This is a genomic window from Bacillus cereus group sp. MYBK227-1, from assembly GCF_051916325.1.
GTDB classification, from domain to species: domain Bacteria; phylum Bacillota; class Bacilli; order Bacillales; family Bacillaceae_G; genus Bacillus_A; species Bacillus_A cereus.
This window is the reverse complement of the sequence record NZ_JBQAGK010000010.1, coordinates 59,041-83,755: the sequence shown is the minus strand read 5'-3', so window position 1 is coordinate 83,755 and position 24,715 is coordinate 59,041. Positions and strand designations below refer to the sequence as shown.

Here is a 24,715-nt window from a genome sequence, read left to right as displayed (position 1 = left end):
TAGATAAAATTAAAAAATTGAAATTAATTCTCACCTTAATACAATTAGAAAACGGACTACCACTTGTGCAAAAACAAATAGTTCATTATCCTTAAAATATAATCTCATTCGTTCGGAGGGAACTATGTTACAAAAATTCGGTTTCTCACAATATGAAAGCCAAGCTTATGAAGTTGTCGTATCAAGCAATGAACCATTAGATGCTACAACAATTGTGAAGCATTCAGGTGTTCCAAAAGCAAAAATATATGAAGTACTAGCACGCCTAATCGATAAAGGAATGGTAATGGATTCTGTTTCAGAAAAGAAAAAATTGTATACAGCATTACCACTAAAACTAGCAATTGAAAAATTAACGACAGAGTTCCAATCAAATATTAAAGAACTGGAAACAAATATATCAAAAAAATCATTTACAGATGACCGTGTGTGGAGCTTAAAAATGCAATCTTCTATTCGAGTTCAAAGTAAAGAACTCATTGAAAGTGCACAAGAATCAATCCGTATTTCAGCTTGGAATGATACTCTTTTAGAATATCTCCCTTTACTAGAACAAAAAGCAAAACAAGGTGTTCAAATTGAATCCCTTATTGTTGGAGAAGTAGAAACAGACTTAGAAAACATGCATTTTCTAATCCCAGCTGAAGAACCTAATGCATTAGAGCGCTACTTGCTACTTATCGTTGACGATCGTGAAATTTTATTTGCTGGCGTAGAACAAGAGTCATGGCAAGCGATGAAAACAATGTCACAACCTTTCGTAAAGTTCTTTACAGAATTTTTCTATCACGACGTTGCACTTGCAAAGATCACCCAGAAGCACCACGATCTCTTTATGGAAGATGATGAAATTAAGAGTTTGTTGATGAAGTTGAGATACTAATTAAATAATAAAAAGGAGTCTAATTTTTCACTTAGACTCCTTTTCGTTTTGTTCCTTTATCTCTATCAACAGCTCAATGATTTTTTCATTTTGCTCTACTTGCTTCTCTGAATTTTGATAGATGCAACGAATCCAGCCTAATACAAAAACAGCTACAACTATCGGTAATAGTGTAAGTATTATACCGAATATCGAGAAATTAAACACCATTTTCCCATCACCTCGCTATATACCAATTCTCCATATTCTTACTAAAACCTGCAATTTTTTACAAATAAAAAAAGAACCTATCAAACGATAGATTCTTCTTTTACGAACTGAGTAGAGCGTCCTCTCGTAATCGAGAAAATCGCGCAAAGCAGTGCTAATATAATAAAGCCACCGCCTACCCAAGCATTATACATAACAGATGATTTTTCAATAACAACTCCGCCTACTGTTGAACCGAGTGCAATTCCTAAATGAAGCGCAGAGTTATTTAAACCTTGCTGAATACCAGCTGATTCCGGTGCAATTTCAATTAAATAATTTTGCTGTGCTGGTGAAATCGCCCAGCTCAGCATACTCCAAAGTCCCATCATAATGATGAAGAGCGGGAATGAGAATGTCATTAATGGCAGTATGAAGATTGCACATGCAAATACGATAATAATCGAGATAATACTTTTCTTCGATCCCCATTTATCAGCAAGCCATCCACCGAACCCGCCGCCAATTACTGCTGCGATTCCGAAAATAAAGTAAAACACACTTATCCAGTTTGCTTCAACATGCATGACATCTTTTAAAAACGGTGTTAAATATGCATACAATGTTAAATGCCCCGTTAAAAACAAAAATGATGTTAACTGTGCACTTACAATTTTTTTATCTTTTAAAGTAGCAAGTTGTTCTTTTATTGATAATACCGATGTCGGTGGTACTTTCGTTAAGAACAATGAAATACAAGCTATTGCCATAACTGTTAATACAGAAATTAATACAAATGGTGCACGCCATCCGTATGCATTTCCGAGTACAAGACCAAGCGGTACTCCAAGTACAAGTGATCCACTAATTCCCATAAAAATGATTCCAATTGCACGCGCACGAAAATGCGGTTCTACTACACTAGAAGCAAGTGTTACCGATAGCGCAATAATTAATGAACCACTTGCCGCACAAATAACCCTTGAGAACATTAGCATTCCGTAATTTACACTAAATGCCGAAATAATATTTCCGATTAAGAAAATCGATAATGCTCCAACATACAATGTTTTTCTTTCAAACTTCCCTGTCACAGCTAATAAAACTGGACCTGACAAAGCAAATACTACCGAAAATATTGTTATAAGCTGACCAGCTGCGCTAATAGATACTCCTAAATCATTGGCAACTAAATCGAGCGTTCCTCCTATAATTAACTCAACCGTTCCGACTACGAAAGCCGCGATAGCTAAAATATAAACACGAAAATTCAAGTCTTTCCCCACGCTTTCTGTTTTGGTTACTACGATTATAGTAACCAAAATAGAAAATGGACGCAAGTATAATTTTTTTACAGTAAAAAAGGTAGGCGTATTATACGCCTACCCTTCCATCATTCTGTTTCTTTCTTCTTATTTAAATACCAATACACCGGAAGTCCCGTAAAGACAATTCCAATGGATAAGAAACAACTTACCGGATCATTGATAATTGCACTACCAATTACAAAGAGCGAACCTAAAATCGCTACGATTGGTACGATTGGGAATAACGGCACACTATATGCACGCTCTTTATTCTTATTACGTTTTCTTAAAATGAAGACACCAATAAACGTCATTACATAGAAAATATAAATAATGAATACGGAAATCTCAGATAGCTTATTCGGATCACTAATAATCATTAAAATAATTCCTAAAATGATTTCAACAGTAATCGCATTTGCTGGTGTTTTAAATCTCGGACTTTCCTTTGCAATAAACTTAGAAAATGGAAGTTGTCCACGCTCTGCCATAGACATTGGGATACGTGGGAACGTTAAAATCTTTCCATTTAAACAACCGAAAATAGAAACGATAATACCGATACTAATAATTTTCCCACCATATTCTCCAAGTAACATGCCTGCAGCTGTCGCTGTTGCATTTTCTCCAAGGTCTACAATTTTCGCTGCTGGTAATACATTTAATAACGCCAAGTTAATTAATACGTAAGCAGCCGTTACGATTAAAATCCCTACTGTCATTGCTTTCGGTAATAACTTTGTTGGATTCTTCATTTCTCCACCAATCGAAGCAAGTAAAATCCAGCCGTCATAAGCAAATAACGTTGCTAAAATTGCCATACCGATACTTTGATTTTCCGATATCGGCACAACTACGTTAAAGATATCGCTATTCCCTTTCCAGAAACCTAGCACAACAATTAACACAATCGGAATCATCTTCCCAATTGTCGTGATTGTTTGAACGATACCTCCGTATTTTGTTCCCATACTATTTACAACGCCAAGGAACACAACCGTTCCAATTGCGATTGGTAAATTCCACACTTTATCTAAATAGAAAAAATTTATCATTAAAGAACTAAAGTATAAACCTAATGTTCCGATAATAGCAGGTCCATAAACAATTGTTTGCATCCAACCTGATAAATATCCCCAAAAACTTCCGTAAATCTCCTCTAAATACGTATACAACCCACCATTTTTCGGGATTTGCGCTCCAATTTCAGCTACTGTTAAACCACTTGCTAGCGTCAACAGACCACCAATTACCCAAGCAAGAATGGCCATATTAGAACTCCCCGAGTAATCTAATACGCTCCCTGGTTTCATAAACACACCAGATCCAATAATCGTTCCTACTACGATAGAAAGTGCTACTGTTAAACCAATTTTGTTCTTCTCATCATGATGCATGCTGCGTATCCTCCTTCCAATCCTAGTGTGATGCAAAAATGAAATAAAAAAACACTCCTCCCTAAAAAAGGGACGAGTGTTGTATTCGTGGTTCCACCCTTGTTTCAATTCGTAAAGTAACACACTTCACCAATTTCTCAAGTCTAAATAACGGTTTTTGCCGGCAAGCAATTACTAGATGCTCGTTCACTGCTGCAGTTCAGAGGTGGTAATCCATTTTTCCGTATTAGGAAGCTCACAGCCAAAGGCTTCCCTCTCTGAAAATCGTAAAAAATTGATCGTGTCCTCATCATCACTTCTTGATGTCGAATTTTGTAGTTATTGTTCATTATATTGAATTGTTAGAAAAAATCAATATATTTTTTATATAACATAGGAAATATTTCTCTTCTTATATTATAACAGAAGATACAAAACTTCCCTATTTCCCTAAAAATGGTATAATCCGTTTAGGAGGTGCACCAATAATGATTGCTGTCTTTTGTATCATTGCTACGTTTCTCTCTATTCTATTCGCTATCATGCATCGGCACAAGTATCCTGGTTATAGCATTTTAGCGGTAGCTATTATACCAGCTGTTTCCTTCTACGTATTGGGTAAATATCAATATACGGAAGTGTTTATCGGTTTTGCAATCTTCTACTGCATCTTCGGATACATACTAACAATGAAAAGAATTTTATTGAATCATTAAAAGGGACCGATTTCTGCTGACAGAAATCGGTCCTCGCACGTACCTTCCGGTTGCCCACACGAAAGATACATAAATCAATTATTTATCTTCTTTTTTCATAAAAAACTTATGGTGCGGTAAATCAACATTCAATGCCTCTAATTGTTTCTTTTCGTTGTCTAAAATCGCTTTTGCTTTTGTTTTTGTTGCTTCATCTAATCCAGCAAAGATGTCTTCATGCTTCTCTTTCTCTGGAAGTTTCACACCTAATTTTGTTAATTCTTCTTTTGCTTGCTCATGCGTTAATTTTCCGGATTTCTTTTGCTCTAAAATTGACTTCGCTTTCTCTTTTGTCTGTTCATCTAAGTTAGCAAACATGTCTCCATGTTTACCTTTCTCCGGCATTTTCACGCCTAGCTTTGTTAATTCCTCTTTTGCTTGCTCATGCGTTAATTTTCCAGATTTCTCTTGCTCTAAAATGGACTTCGCTTTTTCTTTCGCCTGTTCATCTAATCCCGCAAACATTTCTTTGTGCTTACCCTTTTCCGGGAACTTCACGCCTAATTTTGTTAATTCTTCTTTTGCCTGTTCTCGTGTTAATTTACCAGACTTCTCTTGCTCTAAAATGGACTTCACTTTTTCTTTCGCCTGTTCATCTAATCCTGCAAACATGTCTTTACGCTTCTCTTTCTCTGGAAGCTTTACACCTAATTCCTCTAACTGTTTCTTTGTATCGTCCATAATTGTTTTTACTTTTTGTTTTGTAGCGTCATCCAAATCCTTTTTCGCCGTTTTTGCAGGCTGATCCACTGCTGGAGTATTCGTTGCCGCGAATGCCGGAATGCCGACTCCTCCAATGATTCCGAATGATAAAGCACCTGCAATCGCTAAATAACCAACTGTTTTCTTCTTCATAGGAAATTTCCTCCTTCATATTTCTAATGCATGTACACTTTCGTATACAATGCCTATAGTAATGTCGGTTTCTTAACATTTCCTTAACGATTTAACAAAAAAACACCGCTCGTAATGAGCGGTGTTTCTCTATGCTTTTTGTAATTGTAACTCTTCACGTTCCATTATTTTTCTTAATACAATTGTTTGTGTCATTGTAAATAAGTTACCTGTTATCCAGTACAACACAAGTCCTGATGGCGCCGCAAACCCCATAAATAGAATCATTGCCGGCATCATAATTTGCTGCATCTTTAGCATCTGTACTTGTTCTCCAGGTGTAATATTCGATTGGAAAACTTTCATCTGAATAAATGTCGTTAACGCTGCAATAATCGGTAATATATGATATGGATCTGCATGTCCTAGGTTCACCCATAAAAACGAAGATGTGCGAATCTCTTCAGTTCTGCTAATCGCATAATACAAAGCAGAGAAAATCGGCATTTGTATAAAAATTGGCCAGCAACCAGCAAGTGGATTCCAACCGCCTGATTTCATTAGTTCTGACATTTCTTTTTGATACTGCTTTTGTTTTTCAAGGTCTTTGCTTACATCACCGTACTTTTTCTTTAGCTTCTGCAATTCAGGTTGCATTTTCTTCATTTTCGCTTGGCTGCGATATTGCGAAACAGCTAATGGAATCATTGCTGAACGAATAACGAGCGTCATAATAATGATAGCAATCCCAAAGCTAGCTCCAGGTATATGATGAGCAACAAATTGAATCATAAACGAGATTGGATATACAAAATAATGATCCCAAATTCCCGTACTATGTGCATCAATTGGGGCTGCATTACTGCAACCAGATAAAACAAAAACAAATAATAATGATAAACTAACGAGCACAGCTCGGTATGATTTTAACATGTTCATTCCTCCAATGTTTCGTAATTATTTAGCGAAACATTGGCGTATACGGACCGACCTCGTCATTCTCTTCACTTGATTCTTGTCTGCGTACAGAACGAATCATTCCATATTTATAAAAAATAGAAAATAGCGGTACATTTCCCGCACTATCTTCACATGTATCAACTAACGCAAAAGCTCTTTGTCTACCGCTTGATGCTTGTTGACGCACAAAGCGAGAAACATTAGCAAGGAAGAAAACTTCTAATAAACAAAGTGCCGTCGTTACAAACGATATATATAGAATTGCATCCTGCAATAAAAATTCCATCGCTTCACATCCTTAATAAGGTCATTTTAGCACATCGGGCAAATATTCTCTATTTCCTTTTATTTTCAAAAAAAGTATTTTGCATATTTTCTCAAGAAAACAATAATTAAGAAACGTTGTATTCGCTTTCTTTAGCATATTCACACACATCAATGAATAGGCTTGATTTATTAGAAATTTATAAAATTTTTGCATTATAATAAAACTATTGCCAGTTTTTGAAAAAACCTTTATTCTCTTCTTGTAATCAAAAATGAATATGGAGATGAAACATACTATGGGTCAACTAGGAGACGCCGATTACGTTCCCGACACCGCCTTTTTATCCTTCCCAGCAGCTAAAACATTTCACTTAGAATTTATGATACAGTTGGTTGTTATTTTTATAGCTTCTATTTTGTATGCAATTTCTATGAATATGTTTTTTATCCCGCATAATATGATTAGCGGTGGATTCGCTGGTGTAGGGATGATTATCGGTTATTTAATGCACTACAATATCGGTGCACTTATCTTTTTACTAAACATTCCTCTTCTTATTTTAAGTCACTTTTACTTAGGCAAGAAGACAACCTTTTTAACAGCTTACTTTGTAGCTGTGTCATCGTTAGCGATGAACATTATCCCGGTACACCAAGTTTCAGACGATATTTTACTTTCTTCTGTATTCGGTGGTGTCATCTGCGGAGCAGCTTCAGGAATTATATTCCGATTTGCTTCTTCAACAGGTGGTTTTGATGTTGTTGGATTGATTGTAGCGAAATATCGAGATGTTTCAATTGGAGCAATCATATTTGTATTCAACTTAATCTTACTTGTAGCAGCAGGTTTTATTTTCGGATGGGATATTACACTTTATACGTTAATTAGTCGATTTGTAGTCAGCAAAGTTATCGATGCTGTGCATACGAAACATATTAAATTAACGATAATGACTATTACAGAAAAAGGCGAGGAAATAAAAAGCGCACTACTACATCACGGCATACGCGGGGTGACAATGGTAGACGCTGTCGGCGGCTATACAAACCATAAGAAAAAAATGATTTACACTGTCGTGACTCGCTATGAGTTAGGCGAAATGAAACGTATTATCCGTCAAGTGGATAACAAAGCATTTATGAACATTACTGAAACAGTTGAAATTGTCGGCCGTTTCAAACGCATATAAAAAGGTTAATAAATTAAAGGGCATAACATATTAGTCATATATAATATGTTATGCCCTTTGTTATTCAACTAACGTACCTTTTAGCAGAATAAAATCACTAAGTTTATTACTACAAATCGGAGGATAGCATTCCATATACAATACTATCTGTCCATTCATCTTTATTCCAAAAATCTTGTATGAAATGGGCTTCCTTTCTCATACCTATTCGTTCACACAATTTTTGTGAAGCCGTATTACGTGCATCAAGATTAGCCTGTATACGATGTACATTGAATTCATTAAATAATTTCAATACCAAACTACTTACTGCTTCTGTCGCCAAACCTCTCCCAGCTACTTCATTTGAAAAACTATAACCAATCTCAACAGTGTCTTTCATATTTGTGTACCATACGGATAAATCACCAACTACTTTAGTTTTGTATATAACTGCCAAACTTAATATTGTTTCTTTAGTCAGTACATGATTTGCTATCTTCTTATTAAATCTTTTCTGCATGTCTTCATGAGTCCACTTATTATGTAATAGGAACTTACATGTATCATCACTATTATAAATAGCAAATACATCCTGTAAATCAGTACTCTTAAAAGGTCTAATTATTAATCTTTCTGTTGTGAACTCCAAGTTAGCTCTCCTCCCTTACATTCATGCTATAAAACATTTTTTATAGTATTTAAGCCTCATTCTTAGATCTCACCTTGATTACATATTTCATCATAATAAATTAAAATCCTTCTTCCACTAAACTGCACCGTTAATGGTATTTCCTTGCGCTTTTTATTTTTTACACTTATTACAAAATCAGATAATTCTATTATTATGTCCCTAAATGTGTTATAATGAAAGCAGACTCACAAAAAAAGAGTATATAGACTTGGAAGTTTCTCTTATTTTACAAGCAAAAAGAAACGAGCAGTCGGGTATATTTCAGACACCATACACGTAACGGTTTAAACAACCGATCATCTTAGTTACTCTTCAATGATCTTTTTATAAAAAGATACGTACAATTAAAACTCACTTCAATATACTATACCTACCTTTTTGACTTCCAAATCATCTTATTACATAAGGAGATGAACATATGAATCAATATATACGATATACAATAGCTGTCCTGTTTGCTATTATCGGCGGAACAATCTGCTTCTGGACAAACACTCAGCTTGGAGAGAATATCATCTTTAATGGAATCGAAACACTTGTAAGCGCTTCAATTTTAGGCGGATACATTTACTTCCTCTTCAATCCAGAAGAAAACGCTCAAAAAACAATGTTATTAACAATGATCGGAATCGTTGGTGGATGTATTTCCTACTCAATGACAAACTATACATTACCACTTCAATTAAGCTCAGCTTTCTTCCACGGTCTATGGACTTGGTTCATTGCATTCTGCTTAGCAGACGTATTCAACCTATTACAAGACAATGAAGAAGATAGCGGTCGCCAAATTGAAAGTAACTCTTAAGCTGGAAGATACTCTTCCAGCTTTTTTATGTTGGTTTGCATACCCCGCATCACGATAAAAAGAAGTTGCCCTCACGGCAACTTCTTTTCCATATACCCCACTTCGTATTCACTAAAATATATCAACGATTTTTCAAATATATCGATCGTTTCTCCACTTATATCAACGATTTTTTCATTATATCGACGCTTCGACACAAGATATCGATTTACCGACAACCTTCGACACTCAAAACGCACAACATACCCTATCCACCAAGCAATTTACTGCCGAACTCTACGATTAAAAAGATAATTAATAAGATCGCGAGTATCTTTAATGCTACATATGCCACTTTAAAAACAGCATAAATGAGCAAGACGATTAAAATAATCGTTAAAATTTCCATCTAGAATTCCTCCAAGCTTTGCTCTTCTTATCTCATTTTACTCGTCCTAGGCTGTTTATGGAACGGCATAAGATGACATATAAAAAAGAGGATACCTCACCCATCGTAAGATACCCTCTCTTTCAGCTGCTCAAACCATTCTCTTTCTACTTGTAAATATCCCATCTCACTCTTCTCGGCGCTCTTTAATTCTTGATCGGCTTTCTTCATATAAGTACGGGACGCTTCCATATTACCTTCTACATATCTAATAATTCCTTGTGTACGGTAATATCCACTTAGGTCCATTTTTGTAATAGCCTTTGCATGTTCCTTTGCTTCTTGCAAAGAAAGACTATCCATCTGATAAAGGGCTTTATATAAAAGGTACCAACTATGAAAACTACTAACGAAAAACTTATTTTCTTTCGTTACAGGTAGTTGAACAATTCGTTCTATATACGGTATCGCTCTTTCCATTCCCTCTTGATCTGCACGAGCAAAAAAGACGAGCATAAGTCTACTCATTATCTCTCTTATCCCTTTATTCTCTTTTATTTTCTCCTCACTCAATTCTACTAACCTTTCATCCCAATCTTTCGGTCTTTTATAACTAAATAACTCACTCGATATTTGAATCTCATATAAGTGATTTCTAGCTCTTTCATCATCTTTAATTAAAATAAGAAATTGCATCGCATCACTCATAAGCATTCCTTTTATCGGCACAATTGTAACCGCAAAGATTGCAAAATGGAAAAAGGAAAAATATAAAAGATATTGATAATAACTCACCATATATATGTAACCGGAAGTAATACCAAATAGTAAACTCGTAATCGGTCCACCTAAAGTGAGCCACGCCCACTTTTTCGAAAGATTCGGTGTCTCTATAGAAGGTGGTACTAGTGTTGCAACGCCTCCAAAGTACGCCCACAATTTATTTTCTCGAATGCGTAATTTTCCCTTTTCTTTTTGAATAGTAATGGGTCCTACTGTCATAAATTTAAATGTCAAACCACCTATTACACCAAATACTACATGTCCTAGCTCATGAATGGCTAACACTAACAATGAAATTCCAACTATTGCCCATAGGTTCAAAATTACTTCTAATTTCCCAGTTCGGATTACTCCGTATAAAATGGACAGAATTAACGCCACTGTCATTGAGCCAGCTGGCCTTCTTAAAATATCCACCTTTTTCTCCCCTTAATAAATCATTTTCCTCTGCATTTCGTACATGAACTTCCCAAGATGCAATATCCAAATAAATGAGATTAAGCCAATTAATACAAAATCGATATTACTAGCAGCTGTATATATAACGGCAGCCCACCATACATATGCCAATATTGTATTCGTAAATTCATACGCTTTATATCCAGCCTCATGCACAATGTGCTTTAATCCTTCATCTGCGTTTTTCGTCCACATTTTCATAGATTCCATATACGTTACACCTTGTTCAGGATATAGCTTATTATAACGATTTTTTGTTATAAGTCCGATAATTACTACAATAGTTAAACAAACAATAGAAGCTACTAAATTCCACACCGCAAATGAAACATTTGTATCCTGCAACAGTGCACGTCTACATGTAATAACTGCATATACAAACCATGCCTGCGTAACTATATCGCCTACACGTAAATATATACTTATAATGCCTAATTTTCTGCCTTGTACGCTCTCTTCTTCATCGCGTGCCTCTGCTAACATACGTGTATTCTTCCAAGTATAGTACATCATTAAGATTCCAAAAATAGTACATATACCTATAAATGTATTGGATGATAATTTTCTCGGTTCATCCGAGAGTAAATTTAAAGCTATATAAGACGTTAAAAATCCTCCTATCATACTTAATGCTATTTTCCCCACAGAATCAAATTGTTTTTTTCGTTTACTCTTCATCGTCCTCTTCCCCCTCTACTAACGTAAATATTTCCTCCACCGGTACATTGAAAATTTGTGCGATTTTTAACGACAATACGATAGATGGTGCATAATCCCCGCGCTCAATTAAACTAATCGTTTGCCGTGATGATCCAATCGCTTTCCCTAAATCCCCTTGTGATAAACGATGCTTTGCTCGCAATTCCCTCACTCGATTTTGAAGCTTCATGTCTTCCCTCTTTTTCATTTATTTAATTAAAATTGTAAATAATATCCTTATCTTTGTCAATTATAATTGTCATTACGACTATAATAATTGACAAGATACTTATTTCTTATCCTGTATCAAATTCCTATAAAGAATGTAAAATGTGCATTAAACATAGTCTTAAAAATAAAAAAGTCAGTGCTTTTGCACTGACTTCCTAAATTCTGACATAGAATGGATTTCATATTAACTTGCGTTTTGTAGTAATACCCGTTTTAACTGCTTACGGAAACGAATACCTAACGTAATCGCTACAATCACAATAACTCCAAAAATGATTTTACCGATATGACCTTCTAGCACTCCAAAGATATCATGTAAGTTTCCACCTAACCAGTAACCACCGATTAAGAAGAATGATACCCAAAATAGAGCGCCTGAATAAATTGTAATGGCAAAACGACGGAATGGTAAATTAATAATTCCTGCAAAGTATCCTGTGAAATGACGTACACCAGGAATAAAGAAACCAATAAAAATCAGGAAGTACCCATACTTATCAAACCACATTCTCGTTAAGTCGATTTTTCTTTGCGTTAAAAATACGTATTTCCCATACTTTTGAATGAAAGGCATACCTAATTTATTTCCTAAAAAGTATTGAATCGTCATTCCTACACTTGTCCCAATAAAAGATAGAATAATTAAAATCGGTAAACTTAAATCACCCTTATGTGCTAAAAATCCCGCATATGCTAATGTTGGCTCTCCCGGAAACGGAAGTGCAATATATTCTAACAGCAAGCCGACAAGTACAACATAGTACCCGTATTGCTGAAATAATTCATGAATCCATTCCATGTCATCTCTCCTTTCAATCACGTACAACTTCTTACTATTATTGTATAAAAAAATTGTCGAAATAACTATCACAATAGCTTACATTTTTATTACATTTTTGTAAGGGTCACACTAATGATTTTCGTTCTTTATTAAATAGTAAAAATCATTTTTCAAGTCGAAATAGCGAAAAGGCGCATTAATAACATGCAAATTTTATCCATTTTTTAGCACTAAAAAACCTCTCTTATTTTGTTCTCAATAAAAAACCATCACAAACTCATGCTAACTTCATATTAGCTTCATATACGTATTGTAAGATTATATCGGAATTTGTTGAAAAATTTAACCAATATATGACTAAGCATTAATTTGAATAAATATAAGTCGTTTTTCGAAATTGAAAAAAGGGTGAATACGAAATGGAAGCATATAAAATGCACGATTTTATTAATACAAATGTTGAATCTCATCAAAATGAAACCGTTTTTAATTTACAAATATGTGAAACAAGTGAATTTGACGTAAGTTTAACAAAATCTACAACACTATCTTTTATCGTTTCAAAAAAGAATATTAAAATTGTCACGAAAAAATGGATTAATTCAAATCAAGAAAGCATGATTGGCAAAAGCTACATCATTCCAACAAAAGCTTTTCATTATTTCTTACCAATCATCTCTGAAAATGAAGATGAGCTAAATATTCAAGTTCAAAGTTTTGGACTACGTGGTGAGCTTTTATTAAATGAAAGATTACTTATTGATAACAACAACAAACACAACAGCAAAATCACTACATTCTTTGAAACATTAGATGAAAATGTAAATAAAGCATTACGAGGATTACAACTTCATTGTATGTAAGACTCTTACGATAGTAAAAGGAGAATAACAATGAAAAAATTATTATTAAGCGCACTATTATCATTAGGATTTTTAACTCTTCCATTCGCTAGCGCAGAGGCAGCTACAACGAAAGATCAATTAATCGTAGACACTCAGTTAAATAAAATGGATTATTATCAGGATGGAAAATTTATAAAAAGTTTTACTGTCGCTACTGGAAAAGCTGCAACACCTACACCTAAAGGCACTTTTCAAATCGTAAATAAAATTAAAAATCGCCCTTATTATACAGGCAAAATTAAAGGCGGCGATCCACGTAATCCACTTGGTGACCGTTGGCTCGGATTAAATATGGCAGGAACTTACGGAACAACTTATGCGATTCACGGAACTAACAATAATCAAGCAATCGGCAAATGGACAACACTTGGTTGTATTCGTATGTATAACAATGATATACACTGGTTATTTGAGCGCGTTCAGCAGCAAGCTACTGTCACTGTAAAATAGCCTAAAAACAAGATTTATGTGTAGCCAAGAATTTTATGTCTTGGCTTATTTTATTTATTCATTTACAGTAGCAAAACAACTGTATTTACATATATAATAGGAATAGATTTGATTAGCTAACATTTAAACATTGATAAACGTAGATATTAAAATTATACAGTTATAATGTTTTATAAATTTTATAATACATACTATAATAGAACTACTGTAATTCTGAACCATTCAGTAACACTAAACTATTCCCCTTGCTACCTTCATGATTATTTTATAGCGGGGGCTTATTATATGTATAAACAATCTGAGTCACTCGAAAAATGATGAATTCGAATATTGCAGTAAAAAGCGTTATTTAGGAGGTGTTACTATGACGCATATACTGGTGATTGAAGACAACCCAGATATACAAGAACTTATTCGTGAATTTCTAATGGCACAAAACTTTACAGTTGATGTAGTTGGTGCTGGAACAGAAGGTATTCTTCTTTTCCAAAAAAATTCATACGATCTTGTCCTCCTCGATGTAATGTTACCAGATATAGATGGCTATAGTATTTGTAAAATTATGCGAGGACAATCTGATGTACCAATCATTATGTTAACAGGCTTACATAATGAAGAAAGTGAAATTAAAGGATTTGAATTAGGTATTGATGACTATATTACGAAACCATTCCATTACACTGTATTTATTAAGCGTGTAGAGGCTGTATTAAGAAGGGCAGCAACGAAGGAAGCAGAAGCTGCAACTATACTACAATTCCATGAGTTGATGTTAAACTCTACAGCATATGCAGCTTATGTTCATGGTAATCAAATTGAATTGACAACAAAAGAATTTGAAATTATTTATACTTTACTGCAAAATCGAGGAAAAGTATTATCAAGAAGTGATTTGTTGAATAAGGTATGGGGCTATGAACATTATGGTGATGTAAGAGTTATAGATACACATATTAAAAACTTAAGAAAAAAATTAGGAATTCCTTATATTAAAACGGTGAAAGGCATTGGCTACAAAATCGAATCGTAGCAAAGACAACATCACCAAAAATATTTTCATCAAAACCTTATTATTTTGTATTCTTTTATCACTTTGCCTTTATCAAATTATTTACTTTCTAGCTTCAAACTACGATAAAGAACGTTTTGCGAAAGAAAATGGAACGCCGACTACAGAACAGGCCGATTCAGATAAGCAAAACGACGGAAGTAAAACGAAGCAAAATAAAGCTGTGTCAGAGGGGAGCATTTCTAATTTCCAATCTTCTATTATAGATTATAAATCTCTTTCTACAGCTATCAATCACCTTTTGCAGCCTAGCCAAACTGTAAAGGCAAAAGAACATACACAAAATCTTTCGGGGAAAAATAGCACTTCTAATCCGCCTACAGAAGCAGAAAAGAAAGCCGCTAATAATGATGCCTTACATACACAAAATGCAGCAAGTAAAACAAATGATACAAATGATAATCCAAAGTTAGCAGATGCGTTGCAGCAATTAGCTCCACATATTGGCGCGACAATGCTTGCATTATCACTACTCGGATCTTTAATTTATACAAAACTAATTGCCAAACCTTTTCAATATATGAGCGATGCTTTAAAAGATATTATGAATCTTGATTTCTCAGATAAAAAGCTACTTAACAAAAATAAAGATCAAACAGATTTTAATTTGCAAGTAGCTGCTTCACAAGTACCAAATATTGTGAAGAATTTACATGCAAGCAATCAAGATTTAAGAAATGAGCTCAAGAAGGAACAACAATTAGAACAATCTCGTAAAGAATTTATGTCTATGGTATCCCATGAATTAAAAACACCAATCGCAGCCGTTATGGGACAACTAGATGGCATGATTCACGGAATTGGAGCTTATAAAGATAGAGATAAGTATTTGAAACGTTCCTACGAGATGATGCAAGACATTAACATATTAACGGAAAAAATGTCGGAATTATCCAAAATACAAAACCCTCAATTTAAACCTAATTTAGAAGTCATTTCTTTATCTAATATTATTGAGGATGTTATGAAGAAAGTAGATTACTTTGTATCTGTAAAACAATTAAATGTACAATCTAATATTAAACACGACGTACAAATTTTAGCTGATCCTAAATTTATTCAAACTGCTATTTTTAACATTATTTCAAATGCAATTCATTATACAATTGACCATCAGCACGTATATATAAAGCTTTATGAAAAACCAAATGGTTACGCATTAGAAGTATTAAATACAGGTTCACAAATTGATGAAGATAAACTTGCTCATTTATTTGAGCCTTTCTATCGCGCAAACCCTGATAAACACGGTTTAGTACAAGGTAGTGGTCTTGGATTATATATCGTGAAACAAATATTAGATAAACATCAGTTTCCTTATGGGATACAAAACACGCCTCAAGGTGTAAAATGTTCTATTGTATTCCCAAAAGCAATGTAAAAACCTACTACAATTTCATACCCCAAATTCATACTTCGTATGAGTGGCGGAATTTTGTAGAGTATATGACTCTGTTTCGTTCGCCCGTTATCCTTATTTGGATAGCGGGCGTTTTTTATTACTTAAAAGGAGGATTTTTTATGGAAAAGTTTAAATATTCATTGCTCGTTTTATTCGGTGCTTGCAGCTATGGCATACTTTCAACTATTTTCAAACTCGGATTCATAAATGGATTTTCAGCACATCAACTATTAGGGGGACAATATGTCTTCGGATGGATTGGACTATTTCTACTCGTTCTTTTCTTTTCACGTCATAAAGTAACAAAAAAACAATTCTTTTCCTTACTAACCGTCGGAACAACAATGAGTATGACCGGGATTTTCTACGCTATTTCTGTAGAAGAACTACCCGCATCTATCGCTGTCGTCCTACTCTTTCAGTTCACTTGGATTGGTGTCATTATCGAAGCAATTGCAAATCGAACATTTCCAAGCCGCGATAAGATTATATCTATCCTTATTTTATTTGCTGGTACATTGTTTGCAGGTGGTGTATTTGAAGGCCTCGGACAAAGTTTTTCTACGAAAGGGATTATCTTTGGACTATTAGCTGCTGTCTCTTTTTCATTCTATGTTTTTGCAAGCGGGCGCGTCGCTACGGATGTTCCGCCTTATACGAAAAGCTTCCTTATGACAACAAGCGCTACTCTTATCGTATGCCTATTCTTTCCGCCAACCTTTTTAACAGACGGTGCTTTGCAAGCCGGTCTATGGAAATATGCTTTCTTCCTCGGATTATTCGGCGTTGTTGTACCTGTCATTTGTTTTTCAATCGGTGTACCAAAGGTTGGAACAGGGCTTGGTACAATATTAGGTGCAGCTGAATTACCAACTGCTATTATTGCTTCTATTACACTTGTACATGAAGTCGTAACGTTCATGCAGTGGATTGGAATTATTTTCATATTAGTTGGGATCTTCACTCCTCAGCTGCTTACGGCTAGGAAAGAAAGGAAACAAAATCGCGTGCATAGCGCTTGAAAAAATACAGAATTTATATAAAAGATATAACTGCAATTAAAATAAGTAAATTTATCTGGAGATATAAATGACTATTTTAAGCATCGTATTTTTTGCTATTATGTGTATCTTCTTCCTAATAAGATATATGAAAGAAAAGAAATTTTACGATTTACTTCTCATTCCCGTTTGTATATATGCAGGAGCAGTGAAAACTCCTTTCGTAGAGTACTTAAACTTTAATACTACATTTAAAATAACGTATGATATTGCAGCTATTATTCTTGTAATCCTTGCTGTACTTTTCTTTTTGAAAGATAAGAAAGAGAATCATACTGCATAACAAAAGACCTTTCATTTACTTGAAAGGTCTTTTTCTCTATCTCATTTTATCGCTCCATACAGCTTCTCTATCTCATGCTCAATTTGTTTTACATCGATTCGCTCAAATAATGGCTGTACGCTATCAATTCTACTTGGCAACGTATTTTGCGGTTCCCAATTTCGTTTCACAATCGACAATGTGTTTCGAACTCTTTCACTTGAAAATGGTAAAAACGGTTCAAGGAGATTTGCAAAATTAGCGATAAGATACACACAGTTATAAATCGTTTCTTCACATGAAACTGGATCATCTTCTCTCTGTTTCCAAGGCTGCTTTTCATCAAAGTATTTATTTGCAAAACGTACTGCATCAAATATTGTTTCTAGCGCCACCTTAAATTTAGTTTGCTCAATCGCCTCTCCTACACGCTTATATAATCCTTCTACTTTATCTTTCAGCTCTACCTCAATACTTCCCTTCGGCACGATACCACCATAATATTTTTCGATAAACTTTAATGTCCGGTTCACAAAGTTCCCGTATGCACCTAATAATTCACTATTATGACTGTAAATAAATTCCCGCCATGAAAAATCAGTATCGCGATTTTCTGGTGCGTTGACGGTTAAAAAGTAACGAATAGAATCTGGATCATAGCGTTCTAATATGTCAGGCACCCATACTGCCCAGTTTTTACTTGTAGATAATTTTCTTTTTTCAACTGTTAAATATTCATTCGAAACGATATGACGCGGGATTGCTTCCTCCCCTATTCCAAGTAATACCGCTGGCCAAATGACGGAATGAAACGGAATATTATCCTTTCCGTGCACATAATATGTTTTCGCTTCGCTATCCCAAAACTCTTGATCATCTTTCCCTGTTTCTTCAGCCCAATGTTTACTCGCTGAATAATAGCCTGTCACTGCTTCAATCCATACGTAAATTTTCTTATCTTCATACCCTTCTACTGGAATTGGTACCCCAATTGGTAAATCACGTGATACGGCCCTATCTAGTAATCCTTCCTTTACATATCTCTCTGTTAGTTGAATCGCATTGTCGCGCCATGTCCCTGTTTGCTTGGCAATTTCTACAGCCCTTTTAATTTGCTCCTGAAATGTATGCAATGCGAAATAGAAATGCTCTGTTTCCTGTACAGATGGTGTACTACCACATAACTTACATTTCTTTTCTAACAAATCAAGAGGATCTAAAATAGCAGAACACGCATCGCATTGATCACCTCTTGCTGCTTCATGGCAATGTGGACATATTCCTTCTACATAACGATCCGGTAAAAACTGCGTACACGTTTCACAATATGCTTGTTCCACTATTTTTTTATAAATATGTCCTTCTTCTAATAAACGTAAAAAAACATTTTGAACCGTTTCATGATGGTGCTCACTATCTGTACGTGTATAGCAATCATAAGTAAAACCAAGGCTACGAAAACATCGCTGGAACTCTTCATGATACTGATCAGCAATTTCCTTCGCTGTCACACCTTCTTGTTTTGCTCTAATTGCAATCGGTGTTCCATTACAATCACTTCCCGAAACATACAACACATTCTCACCTTTTGACCGGTAATAACGTGCTAAAATATCTCCAGGTAATAAACTCGCAATATGGCCAAGATGTAATGAACCATTCGCATATGGCCAAGCGCCCCCAATAAAAATACTCATCTTACATTCCTCCTTTAAAATATAAAAAGCCCCACCCCTATCTTAAAAAAGATAAGGGCGGGGCTGTATAAACAGTCGCGGTACCACCTTATTTCGCCAATTACTCACATAATTAGCCTTAACAAGTACGGAGCTCTATGCTCTTATACTGTGGTTTTGATAACGAGTACCAACTCTCGTCGCCGCCTACTATTATCATTTGATAAGTTCAGGACGAAGCTCAAAGGCCATTGTTCAAATGAATATTCTTGCTTCTTCTCAGCTACCGAAGCTCTCTGGAAAGAATGTGTTCATCCTACTTTTCCTTTTCAACGCTTTTACGTATAACAAGTATTGTACGACTTAATCACAGAAAAATCAAACTTTTATCCAGAACGAAAAGGAAATCCCATCCTCCCGCCGAATACCTATACGTTCACAAAAGGAGTGATAACATTGAACCAAAAACAACTAAGCACTATAAATGAAAAAAGCTGGAATACAGCTGCTTATGAAGCTTGGACGAATCGCCATGGGGCGCCAGAGGATTATGCAAAAAAAATTATGGAAGATCCCACACGCGAAGTAGCACATTATTTACCTTACATACAATCTCCAAAAGGAAAACGTATTATTAACTTACTCGGCTCAAAAGGAAATAAAGCTGTCGCACTTGCCCTTTTAGGCTCTGACGTAACAGTTGTTGATATTTCAGCAAGTAATGCAAAATATGCAAATGAACTTGCGGACGCAGCAGGTGTCTCTATCCAGTATGTCGTTTCTGATGTATTAAATGTGCAGCTCTCCGAATCATTTGATATCGTATTGCTGGAACTTGGTGTACTCCATTACTTTCTAGATTTAAAACCACTCTTTCAAAAAATTGCTACTTTACTTAAGCGAGATGGAATGCTTATACTTCGTGACTATCATCCTGTTTACACAAAATTATTAGGAGTCGACCACCCATCATTTAAGGCCAATGGAAATTATTTCGATGAAGAATTAATTGAAGATGATGTTGCTTATAGCATCCTTCTTACAGAAGCACAGAAAGAATCGCTACCTAAAACAACCATCCGTCGCTGGACGCTAGGAGAAATCATTACAACACTTGCGGAAGAACGTTTTAAAATCGAAAAACTAGTTGAAGAACATGGATCTCATCAAAGATGGGTCTTTCCTTCTACTGCACCAGAAGGAATCGAAGAACGTATCCCTGGTCTATATACAATAATTGCGACAGCATGCAAAAAAGGATCCCTTCACGGATAGGATCCTTTTTGCATGCTCACGCATATAAGTTGAGGTTGGAGATTACCATAATTCTGTAGAATAGGACACAAGATATTTCAACATTTCGTCTCTGACTTACGTCGTCAAAAAGGGGTATGACCAACATAACGAAGAGTAATGTTTTTAGTTGATACTGATAATCGTTATCAACTAATTAGAAGTATACATGATGTCATTTCAAATTTCAATAGCATTTCTAATATTTATTTATGAATTTTATGATATGCAAATGTATACATTTTAAGAACTTTTTCTAATACTAATCTGACTCCTTCCATTATCTGCTATAATTTTCATTGAACAGATTAATAACTTCATAATAATGTTTTTATTAATTTTGTTTTAAATATCTATAAATCATAATAAACAGTTTAAATAAGGGTAGGGGTAACGATGAAATATGTTAGTATTCGAAAAAAACTACTGTTCACACTCTTAAGCATTTCTTCTTTATTTAGTATTGCTCTTATTGTTATTCTTTCATTCGCCATGAATCAAGCAAGTGAAATCGAAACGTTAAAAAATGATGTATCAAAAAGAGCGACGATTTTAAAAGAACGTGGCGATTGGTTCCAAGCACAAGTTGCTGGTTTACAAGAATATTTGCTATCACATGATCAAAAAGGATTAGATAAGTTCAATCGAGAAGGGAAAAAATTAGCTGATACTAGAGAGAAAGTAACAAGTGACAAGAAGCTCCCAGAAGGAATGAAAGAAGCTATTTTAATGGGTGGAAAATGGCGTAGCGTCATAGATAATGAGGTACTACCTCTTGCGCGTGAAGGAAAATGGGACGAAGCATCTAAAATTGCTTTATCACAAACAGATTATGTAAATGATCTTTTAGGTCGTTTTAATAAATATACAAATGAAGAGAATGAGAAACGTGACGCATTAATTGCTGATGTCGAGTCTTCTTCATCACTTATTCAATATATTATTTTCTTCTCACTTATTACATGTACATTAACGTCTATCTTATTAGCATGGTGGTTCTCTGGTAAACTCGTTAAACCAATTCGACAAATTGATGAGAAGTTAAAAGAATTAGCTTCTCAAGACGGAGATTTAACGGCTAGATTACACGTAACAAGTAAAGATGAAATTGGTGACATTGCAAATTCCTTTAATCAAATGCTCACTAACTTACAGCATATAATAAAACAAGTTCAACAAACATCAACAAGTGTAAAAGAAGCTTCCGAAAATGTATTTATCGAAACAACCGCTTCTATGGAAAATACCGCAAGAACCCAAGAAACTATGAATGCTCTTGAACACAATATTCGTTCACAAGTTTCTAGCATTGAAGAAAGTTCAACCGCAATGGATGACATGGCAACGAGTGTTCAGCGTATCGCTGAGTCCGCCTCTTCTGTTACTAGTTTAGCTGTCACAACTTCAGAAAAAGCAGATGATGGGAATAAAGTCATTGAGAAATCTATTACACAAATGCATACAATTAACGAAGCTGTTAACGCTACATCACAAGTAGTTGAGCGACTCATTACACATACAAACCATATTGATACTGCACTTCAATCTATTTCAAATATCGCCGACCAAACAAATTTGCTCGCTTTAAATGCTTCTATTGAAGCAGCTCGTGCTGGTGAACACGGCAAAGGATTCGCTGTTGTTGCCGATGAAGTTCGAAAACTTGCTGAACAATCTCAACTAGCCGCAACTGACATTAACCATTTACTTCATCAAATTCAAGCTGATACAAAAATAGCAAATGATATGATGACACAAGGTCAAGCAGAAGCTTCTGAAGGAATTACGGTTATTCGTACCGCCGGATCTTCATTCTCAGAAATTGTTAACCACATTAACAAAGTCTCTACACAAATGCAAGAAATGTCTGCAACTGCTGAAGAGATGGCTGCAAGCTCTGAAGAAATGAACGCAGCTTTAAATAATATCGCTTCTATTTCAAACGAAGTTGCTGCAGAAACATCACAAACAGCGCATTCGGCTGGTGATCAAGTAAACAAAATGAGTATCGTGGCTAACAAATCATCTGAAATGAAAACAATCGTACAAGAACTTGAAGTTCTCGTCTCTCATTTCAAAACAAACGCTTAAAGTGAAAATGACACGAGCTCAAAGTTATAGGAATGAAAGTTTTACAGTCTCTCTTTTTTCACTTTAAAATATCTCTTTCTATCTCTCATTCCGTCTGCTATAATTCCTAAAGGAAATAAGAAAGCTTTATTCCAACTGGAGTAAAGCTTTCTTTCAATTTTTTACATTTATTAATTCTAATACTAAGATTTCACAAAGGAGGCTTTTAATTATATGAATTTTGTAAGTATCAGAAAAAAACTTATGTTCATGATGGGAACGATTTGCGCTTTATTTGGTGTCGCCTTAGCATTTATTTTATTTTTTGCTATCGACCAATCTCGTAAAGCTGAAACATTACAAAAAGAAATTTCTCCACTGGCAACAGAATTGAAAGAGCGTGGAGACGCTTATCAAGTACAGCTCTCTGCTTTAAGAGGTTATTTACTACAACATGATCAAGTCGAATTAGACAAGTTTAATGAGATGAGTAAACGTCTTGAGGATTCAAAAGATAAACTTCTTTCTAATCCAAATCTTTCTTCGTCCGTAAAAAGCACAATGGAATTAGGGTCTACTTGGAGAAAGTTCATTGAAGAAAAAGTATTCACTCTTGCAAAAGAACAAAAATGGGAAGAAGCTTTACAAGTAGCTTCTTCAGAAAACGGAACGGTCTATAAAGTAATTGGTGACTTCACAAATTACAGTAATGAACAAGCTAAATTACGTGAACAATCTATTGAAAAAATTGATCAATCTGCACTCTTAATCGAATATGTTATTTTCTTATCACTTGTTGTATGTATTATCGTTGCAATTATTCTTGCATGGTGGTTCTCTGGTAAACTGGTGAAACCAATTCAACAAATTGACACGAAACTAAAAGAATTGGCCTCTCAAGAAGGTGACTTAACGGCACGTCTACAAGTAAATAGCAACGATGAAATAGGTGCTATCGCAACATCATTTAATAAAATGTTAGAAAACCTACAACATATTATTAATCGTGTTCAAAAAACATCAGTGGAAGTACAAACCGCTTCTGAAAATATGCTAGAAAAAACGAATACATCACGTGAGGCGACATTAAGAGTCCAAAGCTCGATGTCCAACTTAAATGCAAGTATTCAATCACAAACTTCTAGTATGGAAGAAAGTTCAACTGCAATGGATGATATGGCAGTAAGTGTTCAGCGCATTGCTGAATCTGCTTCATCTGTAGCGGAACTTGCTGTTGCCACATCTGAACATGCTAGCGATGGCAGTACCGTTATCCAAAAATCTGTTTCACAAATGACAACAATACACGAAGCTGTAAATGCTACGTCAGAAGTGGTTGAACGTCTAATCACTCATACGAAATATATTGATACTGCTGTACAATCTATTTCTAATATTGCTGAGCAAACAAACTTACTTGCTTTAAATGCTTCTATTGAGGCAGCTCGTGCTGGTGAGCAAGGAAAAGGATTTGCTGTCGTAGCTGACGAAGTTCGAAAACTTGCTGAACAATCTAAAACAGCTGCAACAGACATTAATCAATTACTACATCAAATTCAAAATGATACAGAAACTGCTAGCTCTATGATGTCTCAAGGCCGTTCTGAAGCATTTGAAGGTATCAATGTTATTCGTGAAGCTGGTACTTCTTTCACAACAATTGTAGAACAAGTAAATAAAGTATCTACTCAAATGCAAGATATATCAGCAACTGCTGAAGAAATGGCTGCAAGTGCTGAAGAAATGAACGCTTCACTTAATAACATCGCTTCTATCTCTACTGAAGTATCGAGCGAAACTGCCGCAACGGCACAATCTGCTGAACAGAAAGTTATTGTTATGAATGAAATGGCAGTAACTGCTGGAAAAATGAAACAAATAGTTGAAGAGTTAGATCAACTCGTATCTCATTTTAAAACAGAATAGATGTTCAAAAAATATCCCTTCTTTGAAAGAGGGATATTTTTT

General features: G+C 35.0%; 26 protein-coding genes and 2 other annotated features. Of the genes, 13 read left to right on the top strand and 13 right to left on the bottom strand.

Annotated elements, in window-relative coordinates:
- The first annotated feature begins 124 nt into the window (after positions 1-124).
- Entirely contained in the window at positions 125-883 is a 759-nt protein-coding gene (locus tag ACTFRM_RS27720; protein ID WP_016125651.1) for a TrmB family transcriptional regulator, read from the top strand.
- A gap of 27 nt (positions 884-910) precedes the next feature.
- Here the strand turns inward: ACTFRM_RS27720 and ACTFRM_RS27715 are convergent, their stop codons facing one another.
- The 3 genes from ACTFRM_RS27715 to ACTFRM_RS27705 form a co-directional block, all read right to left on the bottom strand.
- The gene (locus ACTFRM_RS27715; protein ID WP_088322168.1) at positions 911-1,093 is read right to left on the bottom strand and encodes a hypothetical protein; all 183 of its coding nucleotides are present in this window, start codon (positions 1,091-1,093) and stop codon (positions 911-913) included.
- Positions 1,094-1,173: 80 nt separating this feature from the next.
- Entirely contained in the window at positions 1,174-2,412 is a 1,239-nt protein-coding gene (locus tag ACTFRM_RS27710; RefSeq protein ID WP_322372840.1) for an MFS transporter, read from the bottom strand.
- Positions 2,413-2,465: 53 nt separating this feature from the next.
- On the bottom strand, positions 2,466-3,776 hold the full coding sequence (locus tag ACTFRM_RS27705; protein WP_000546312.1) for an APC family permease: 1,311 nt from the start codon (positions 3,774-3,776) through the stop codon (positions 2,466-2,468).
- 65 nt (positions 3,777-3,841) lie between these two features.
- Positions 3,842-4,078 (bottom strand) — a binding site (T-box leader).
- A gap of 165 nt (positions 4,079-4,243) precedes the next feature.
- On the opposite strand from ACTFRM_RS27705, the gene ACTFRM_RS27700 reads away from it, so the two are divergent.
- Entirely contained in the window at positions 4,244-4,471 is a 228-nt protein-coding gene (locus tag ACTFRM_RS27700; protein ID WP_000562231.1) for a hypothetical protein, read from the top strand.
- A 78-nt stretch (positions 4,472-4,549) separates the two neighbouring features.
- Here ACTFRM_RS27700 and ACTFRM_RS27695 read toward each other — a convergent pair whose 3' ends face one another.
- From ACTFRM_RS27695 to ACTFRM_RS27685, 3 genes are all read right to left on the bottom strand, one after another.
- On the bottom strand, positions 4,550-5,365 hold the full coding sequence (locus ACTFRM_RS27695; RefSeq protein ID WP_000730853.1) for a hypothetical protein: 816 nt from the start codon (positions 5,363-5,365) through the stop codon (positions 4,550-4,552).
- A gap of 129 nt (positions 5,366-5,494) precedes the next feature.
- On the bottom strand, positions 5,495-6,277 hold the full coding sequence (yidC, locus tag ACTFRM_RS27690) for a membrane protein insertase YidC (RefSeq protein ID WP_000920522.1): 783 nt from the start codon (positions 6,275-6,277) through the stop codon (positions 5,495-5,497).
- A 28-nt stretch (positions 6,278-6,305) separates the two neighbouring features.
- Positions 6,306-6,590: a hypothetical protein gene (locus ACTFRM_RS27685; protein WP_000394930.1), complete on the bottom strand. Its 285-nt coding sequence runs from the start codon at positions 6,588-6,590 to the stop codon at positions 6,306-6,308.
- A gap of 277 nt (positions 6,591-6,867) precedes the next feature.
- Here ACTFRM_RS27685 and ACTFRM_RS27680 point away from each other — a divergent pair, with 277 nt between their 5' ends.
- Positions 6,868-7,761, top strand: coding sequence for a YitT family protein (locus tag ACTFRM_RS27680; protein ID WP_000530044.1), 894 nt, complete (start codon positions 6,868-6,870; stop codon positions 7,759-7,761).
- A 109-nt stretch (positions 7,762-7,870) separates the two neighbouring features.
- On the opposite strand, the gene ACTFRM_RS27675 is transcribed toward ACTFRM_RS27680, so the two are convergent.
- Complete coding sequence (locus tag ACTFRM_RS27675; protein WP_000397299.1) at positions 7,871-8,392, bottom strand: GNAT family N-acetyltransferase; 522 nt, start codon at positions 8,390-8,392, stop codon at positions 7,871-7,873.
- Between the two features lie 460 nt (positions 8,393-8,852).
- Between ACTFRM_RS27675 and ACTFRM_RS27670 the strand changes: the two genes are divergently transcribed.
- Positions 8,853-9,239, top strand: coding sequence for a DUF3938 domain-containing protein (locus ACTFRM_RS27670; protein WP_001077773.1), 387 nt, complete (start codon positions 8,853-8,855; stop codon positions 9,237-9,239).
- Between the two features lie 247 nt (positions 9,240-9,486).
- Here ACTFRM_RS27670 and ACTFRM_RS27665 read toward each other — a convergent pair whose 3' ends face one another.
- From ACTFRM_RS27665 to ACTFRM_RS27645, 5 genes are all read right to left on the bottom strand, one after another.
- The gene (locus ACTFRM_RS27665; protein ID WP_000404782.1) at positions 9,487-9,627 is read right to left on the bottom strand and encodes a DUF3985 family protein; all 141 of its coding nucleotides are present in this window, start codon (positions 9,625-9,627) and stop codon (positions 9,487-9,489) included.
- Between the two features lie 96 nt (positions 9,628-9,723).
- Positions 9,724-10,776 carry a cytochrome c oxidase subunit II gene (locus ACTFRM_RS27660; RefSeq protein WP_002164641.1) on the bottom strand — a complete coding sequence of 351 codons (1,053 nt, stop codon included), beginning with the start codon at positions 10,774-10,776 and terminating at the stop codon, positions 9,724-9,726.
- 42 nt (positions 10,777-10,818) lie between these two features.
- Positions 10,819-11,526, bottom strand: coding sequence for a DUF3169 family protein (locus tag ACTFRM_RS27655; RefSeq protein WP_098286421.1), 708 nt, complete (start codon positions 11,524-11,526; stop codon positions 10,819-10,821).
- Positions 11,516-11,737 carry a helix-turn-helix transcriptional regulator gene (locus ACTFRM_RS27650; protein ID WP_000776168.1) on the bottom strand — a complete coding sequence of 74 codons (222 nt, stop codon included), beginning with the start codon at positions 11,735-11,737 and terminating at the stop codon, positions 11,516-11,518. Before ACTFRM_RS27650 ends, ACTFRM_RS27655 begins: the two co-directional genes overlap by 11 nt.
- Before the next feature lie 225 nt (positions 11,738-11,962).
- Positions 11,963-12,577 carry a DedA family protein gene (locus ACTFRM_RS27645; RefSeq protein WP_006918798.1) on the bottom strand — a complete coding sequence of 205 codons (615 nt, stop codon included), beginning with the start codon at positions 12,575-12,577 and terminating at the stop codon, positions 11,963-11,965.
- A 401-nt stretch (positions 12,578-12,978) separates the two neighbouring features.
- On the opposite strand from ACTFRM_RS27645, the gene ACTFRM_RS27640 reads away from it, so the two are divergent.
- From ACTFRM_RS27640 to ACTFRM_RS27615, 6 genes are all read left to right on the top strand, one after another.
- The gene (locus ACTFRM_RS27640; protein ID WP_000388769.1) at positions 12,979-13,422 is read left to right on the top strand and encodes a DUF3978 family protein; all 444 of its coding nucleotides are present in this window, start codon (positions 12,979-12,981) and stop codon (positions 13,420-13,422) included.
- Between the two features lie 30 nt (positions 13,423-13,452).
- Positions 13,453-13,914 carry a L,D-transpeptidase gene (locus ACTFRM_RS27635; protein ID WP_000735058.1) on the top strand — a complete coding sequence of 154 codons (462 nt, stop codon included), beginning with the start codon at positions 13,453-13,455 and terminating at the stop codon, positions 13,912-13,914.
- 364 nt (positions 13,915-14,278) lie between these two features.
- On the top strand, positions 14,279-14,944 hold the full coding sequence (locus tag ACTFRM_RS27630) for a response regulator transcription factor (RefSeq protein ID WP_000148833.1): 666 nt from the start codon (positions 14,279-14,281) through the stop codon (positions 14,942-14,944).
- Positions 14,922-16,364 (top strand): sensor histidine kinase, encoded by a 1,443-nt coding sequence (locus tag ACTFRM_RS27625; protein ID WP_440043792.1) that lies wholly within the window; start codon positions 14,922-14,924, stop codon positions 16,362-16,364. The genes ACTFRM_RS27630 and ACTFRM_RS27625 overlap by 23 nt, the downstream gene beginning before the upstream one ends.
- Positions 16,365-16,504: 140 nt before the next feature.
- Complete coding sequence (locus ACTFRM_RS27620) at positions 16,505-17,407, top strand: EamA family transporter (RefSeq protein WP_000410484.1); 903 nt, start codon at positions 16,505-16,507, stop codon at positions 17,405-17,407.
- 67 nt (positions 17,408-17,474) lie between these two features.
- Positions 17,475-17,729 (top strand): hypothetical protein, encoded by a 255-nt coding sequence (locus ACTFRM_RS27615; protein WP_000154129.1) that lies wholly within the window; start codon positions 17,475-17,477, stop codon positions 17,727-17,729.
- Positions 17,730-17,770: 41 nt separating this feature from the next.
- Here ACTFRM_RS27615 and metG read toward each other — a convergent pair whose 3' ends face one another.
- Positions 17,771-19,405 (bottom strand): methionine--tRNA ligase, encoded by a 1,635-nt coding sequence (metG, locus tag ACTFRM_RS27610; protein ID WP_025686645.1) that lies wholly within the window; start codon positions 19,403-19,405, stop codon positions 17,771-17,773.
- 50 nt (positions 19,406-19,455) lie between these two features.
- Positions 19,456-19,726 (bottom strand) — a binding site (T-box leader).
- Positions 19,727-19,840: 114 nt separating this feature from the next.
- Here metG and ACTFRM_RS27605 point away from each other — a divergent pair.
- The 3 genes from ACTFRM_RS27605 (at position 19,841) to ACTFRM_RS27595 (ending at position 24,673) form a co-directional block, all read left to right on the top strand.
- A complete protein-coding gene (locus ACTFRM_RS27605; protein WP_001072259.1) occupies positions 19,841-20,659 on the top strand; it encodes a class I SAM-dependent methyltransferase in 819 nt (272 codons plus the stop codon).
- 414 nt (positions 20,660-21,073) lie between these two features.
- Entirely contained in the window at positions 21,074-22,768 is a 1,695-nt protein-coding gene (locus tag ACTFRM_RS27600) for a methyl-accepting chemotaxis protein (protein ID WP_000878445.1), read from the top strand.
- A 213-nt stretch (positions 22,769-22,981) separates the two neighbouring features.
- Positions 22,982-24,673 (top strand): methyl-accepting chemotaxis protein, encoded by a 1,692-nt coding sequence (locus tag ACTFRM_RS27595; RefSeq protein ID WP_440043791.1) that lies wholly within the window; start codon positions 22,982-22,984, stop codon positions 24,671-24,673.
- Positions 24,674-24,715 lie beyond the last annotated feature (42 nt).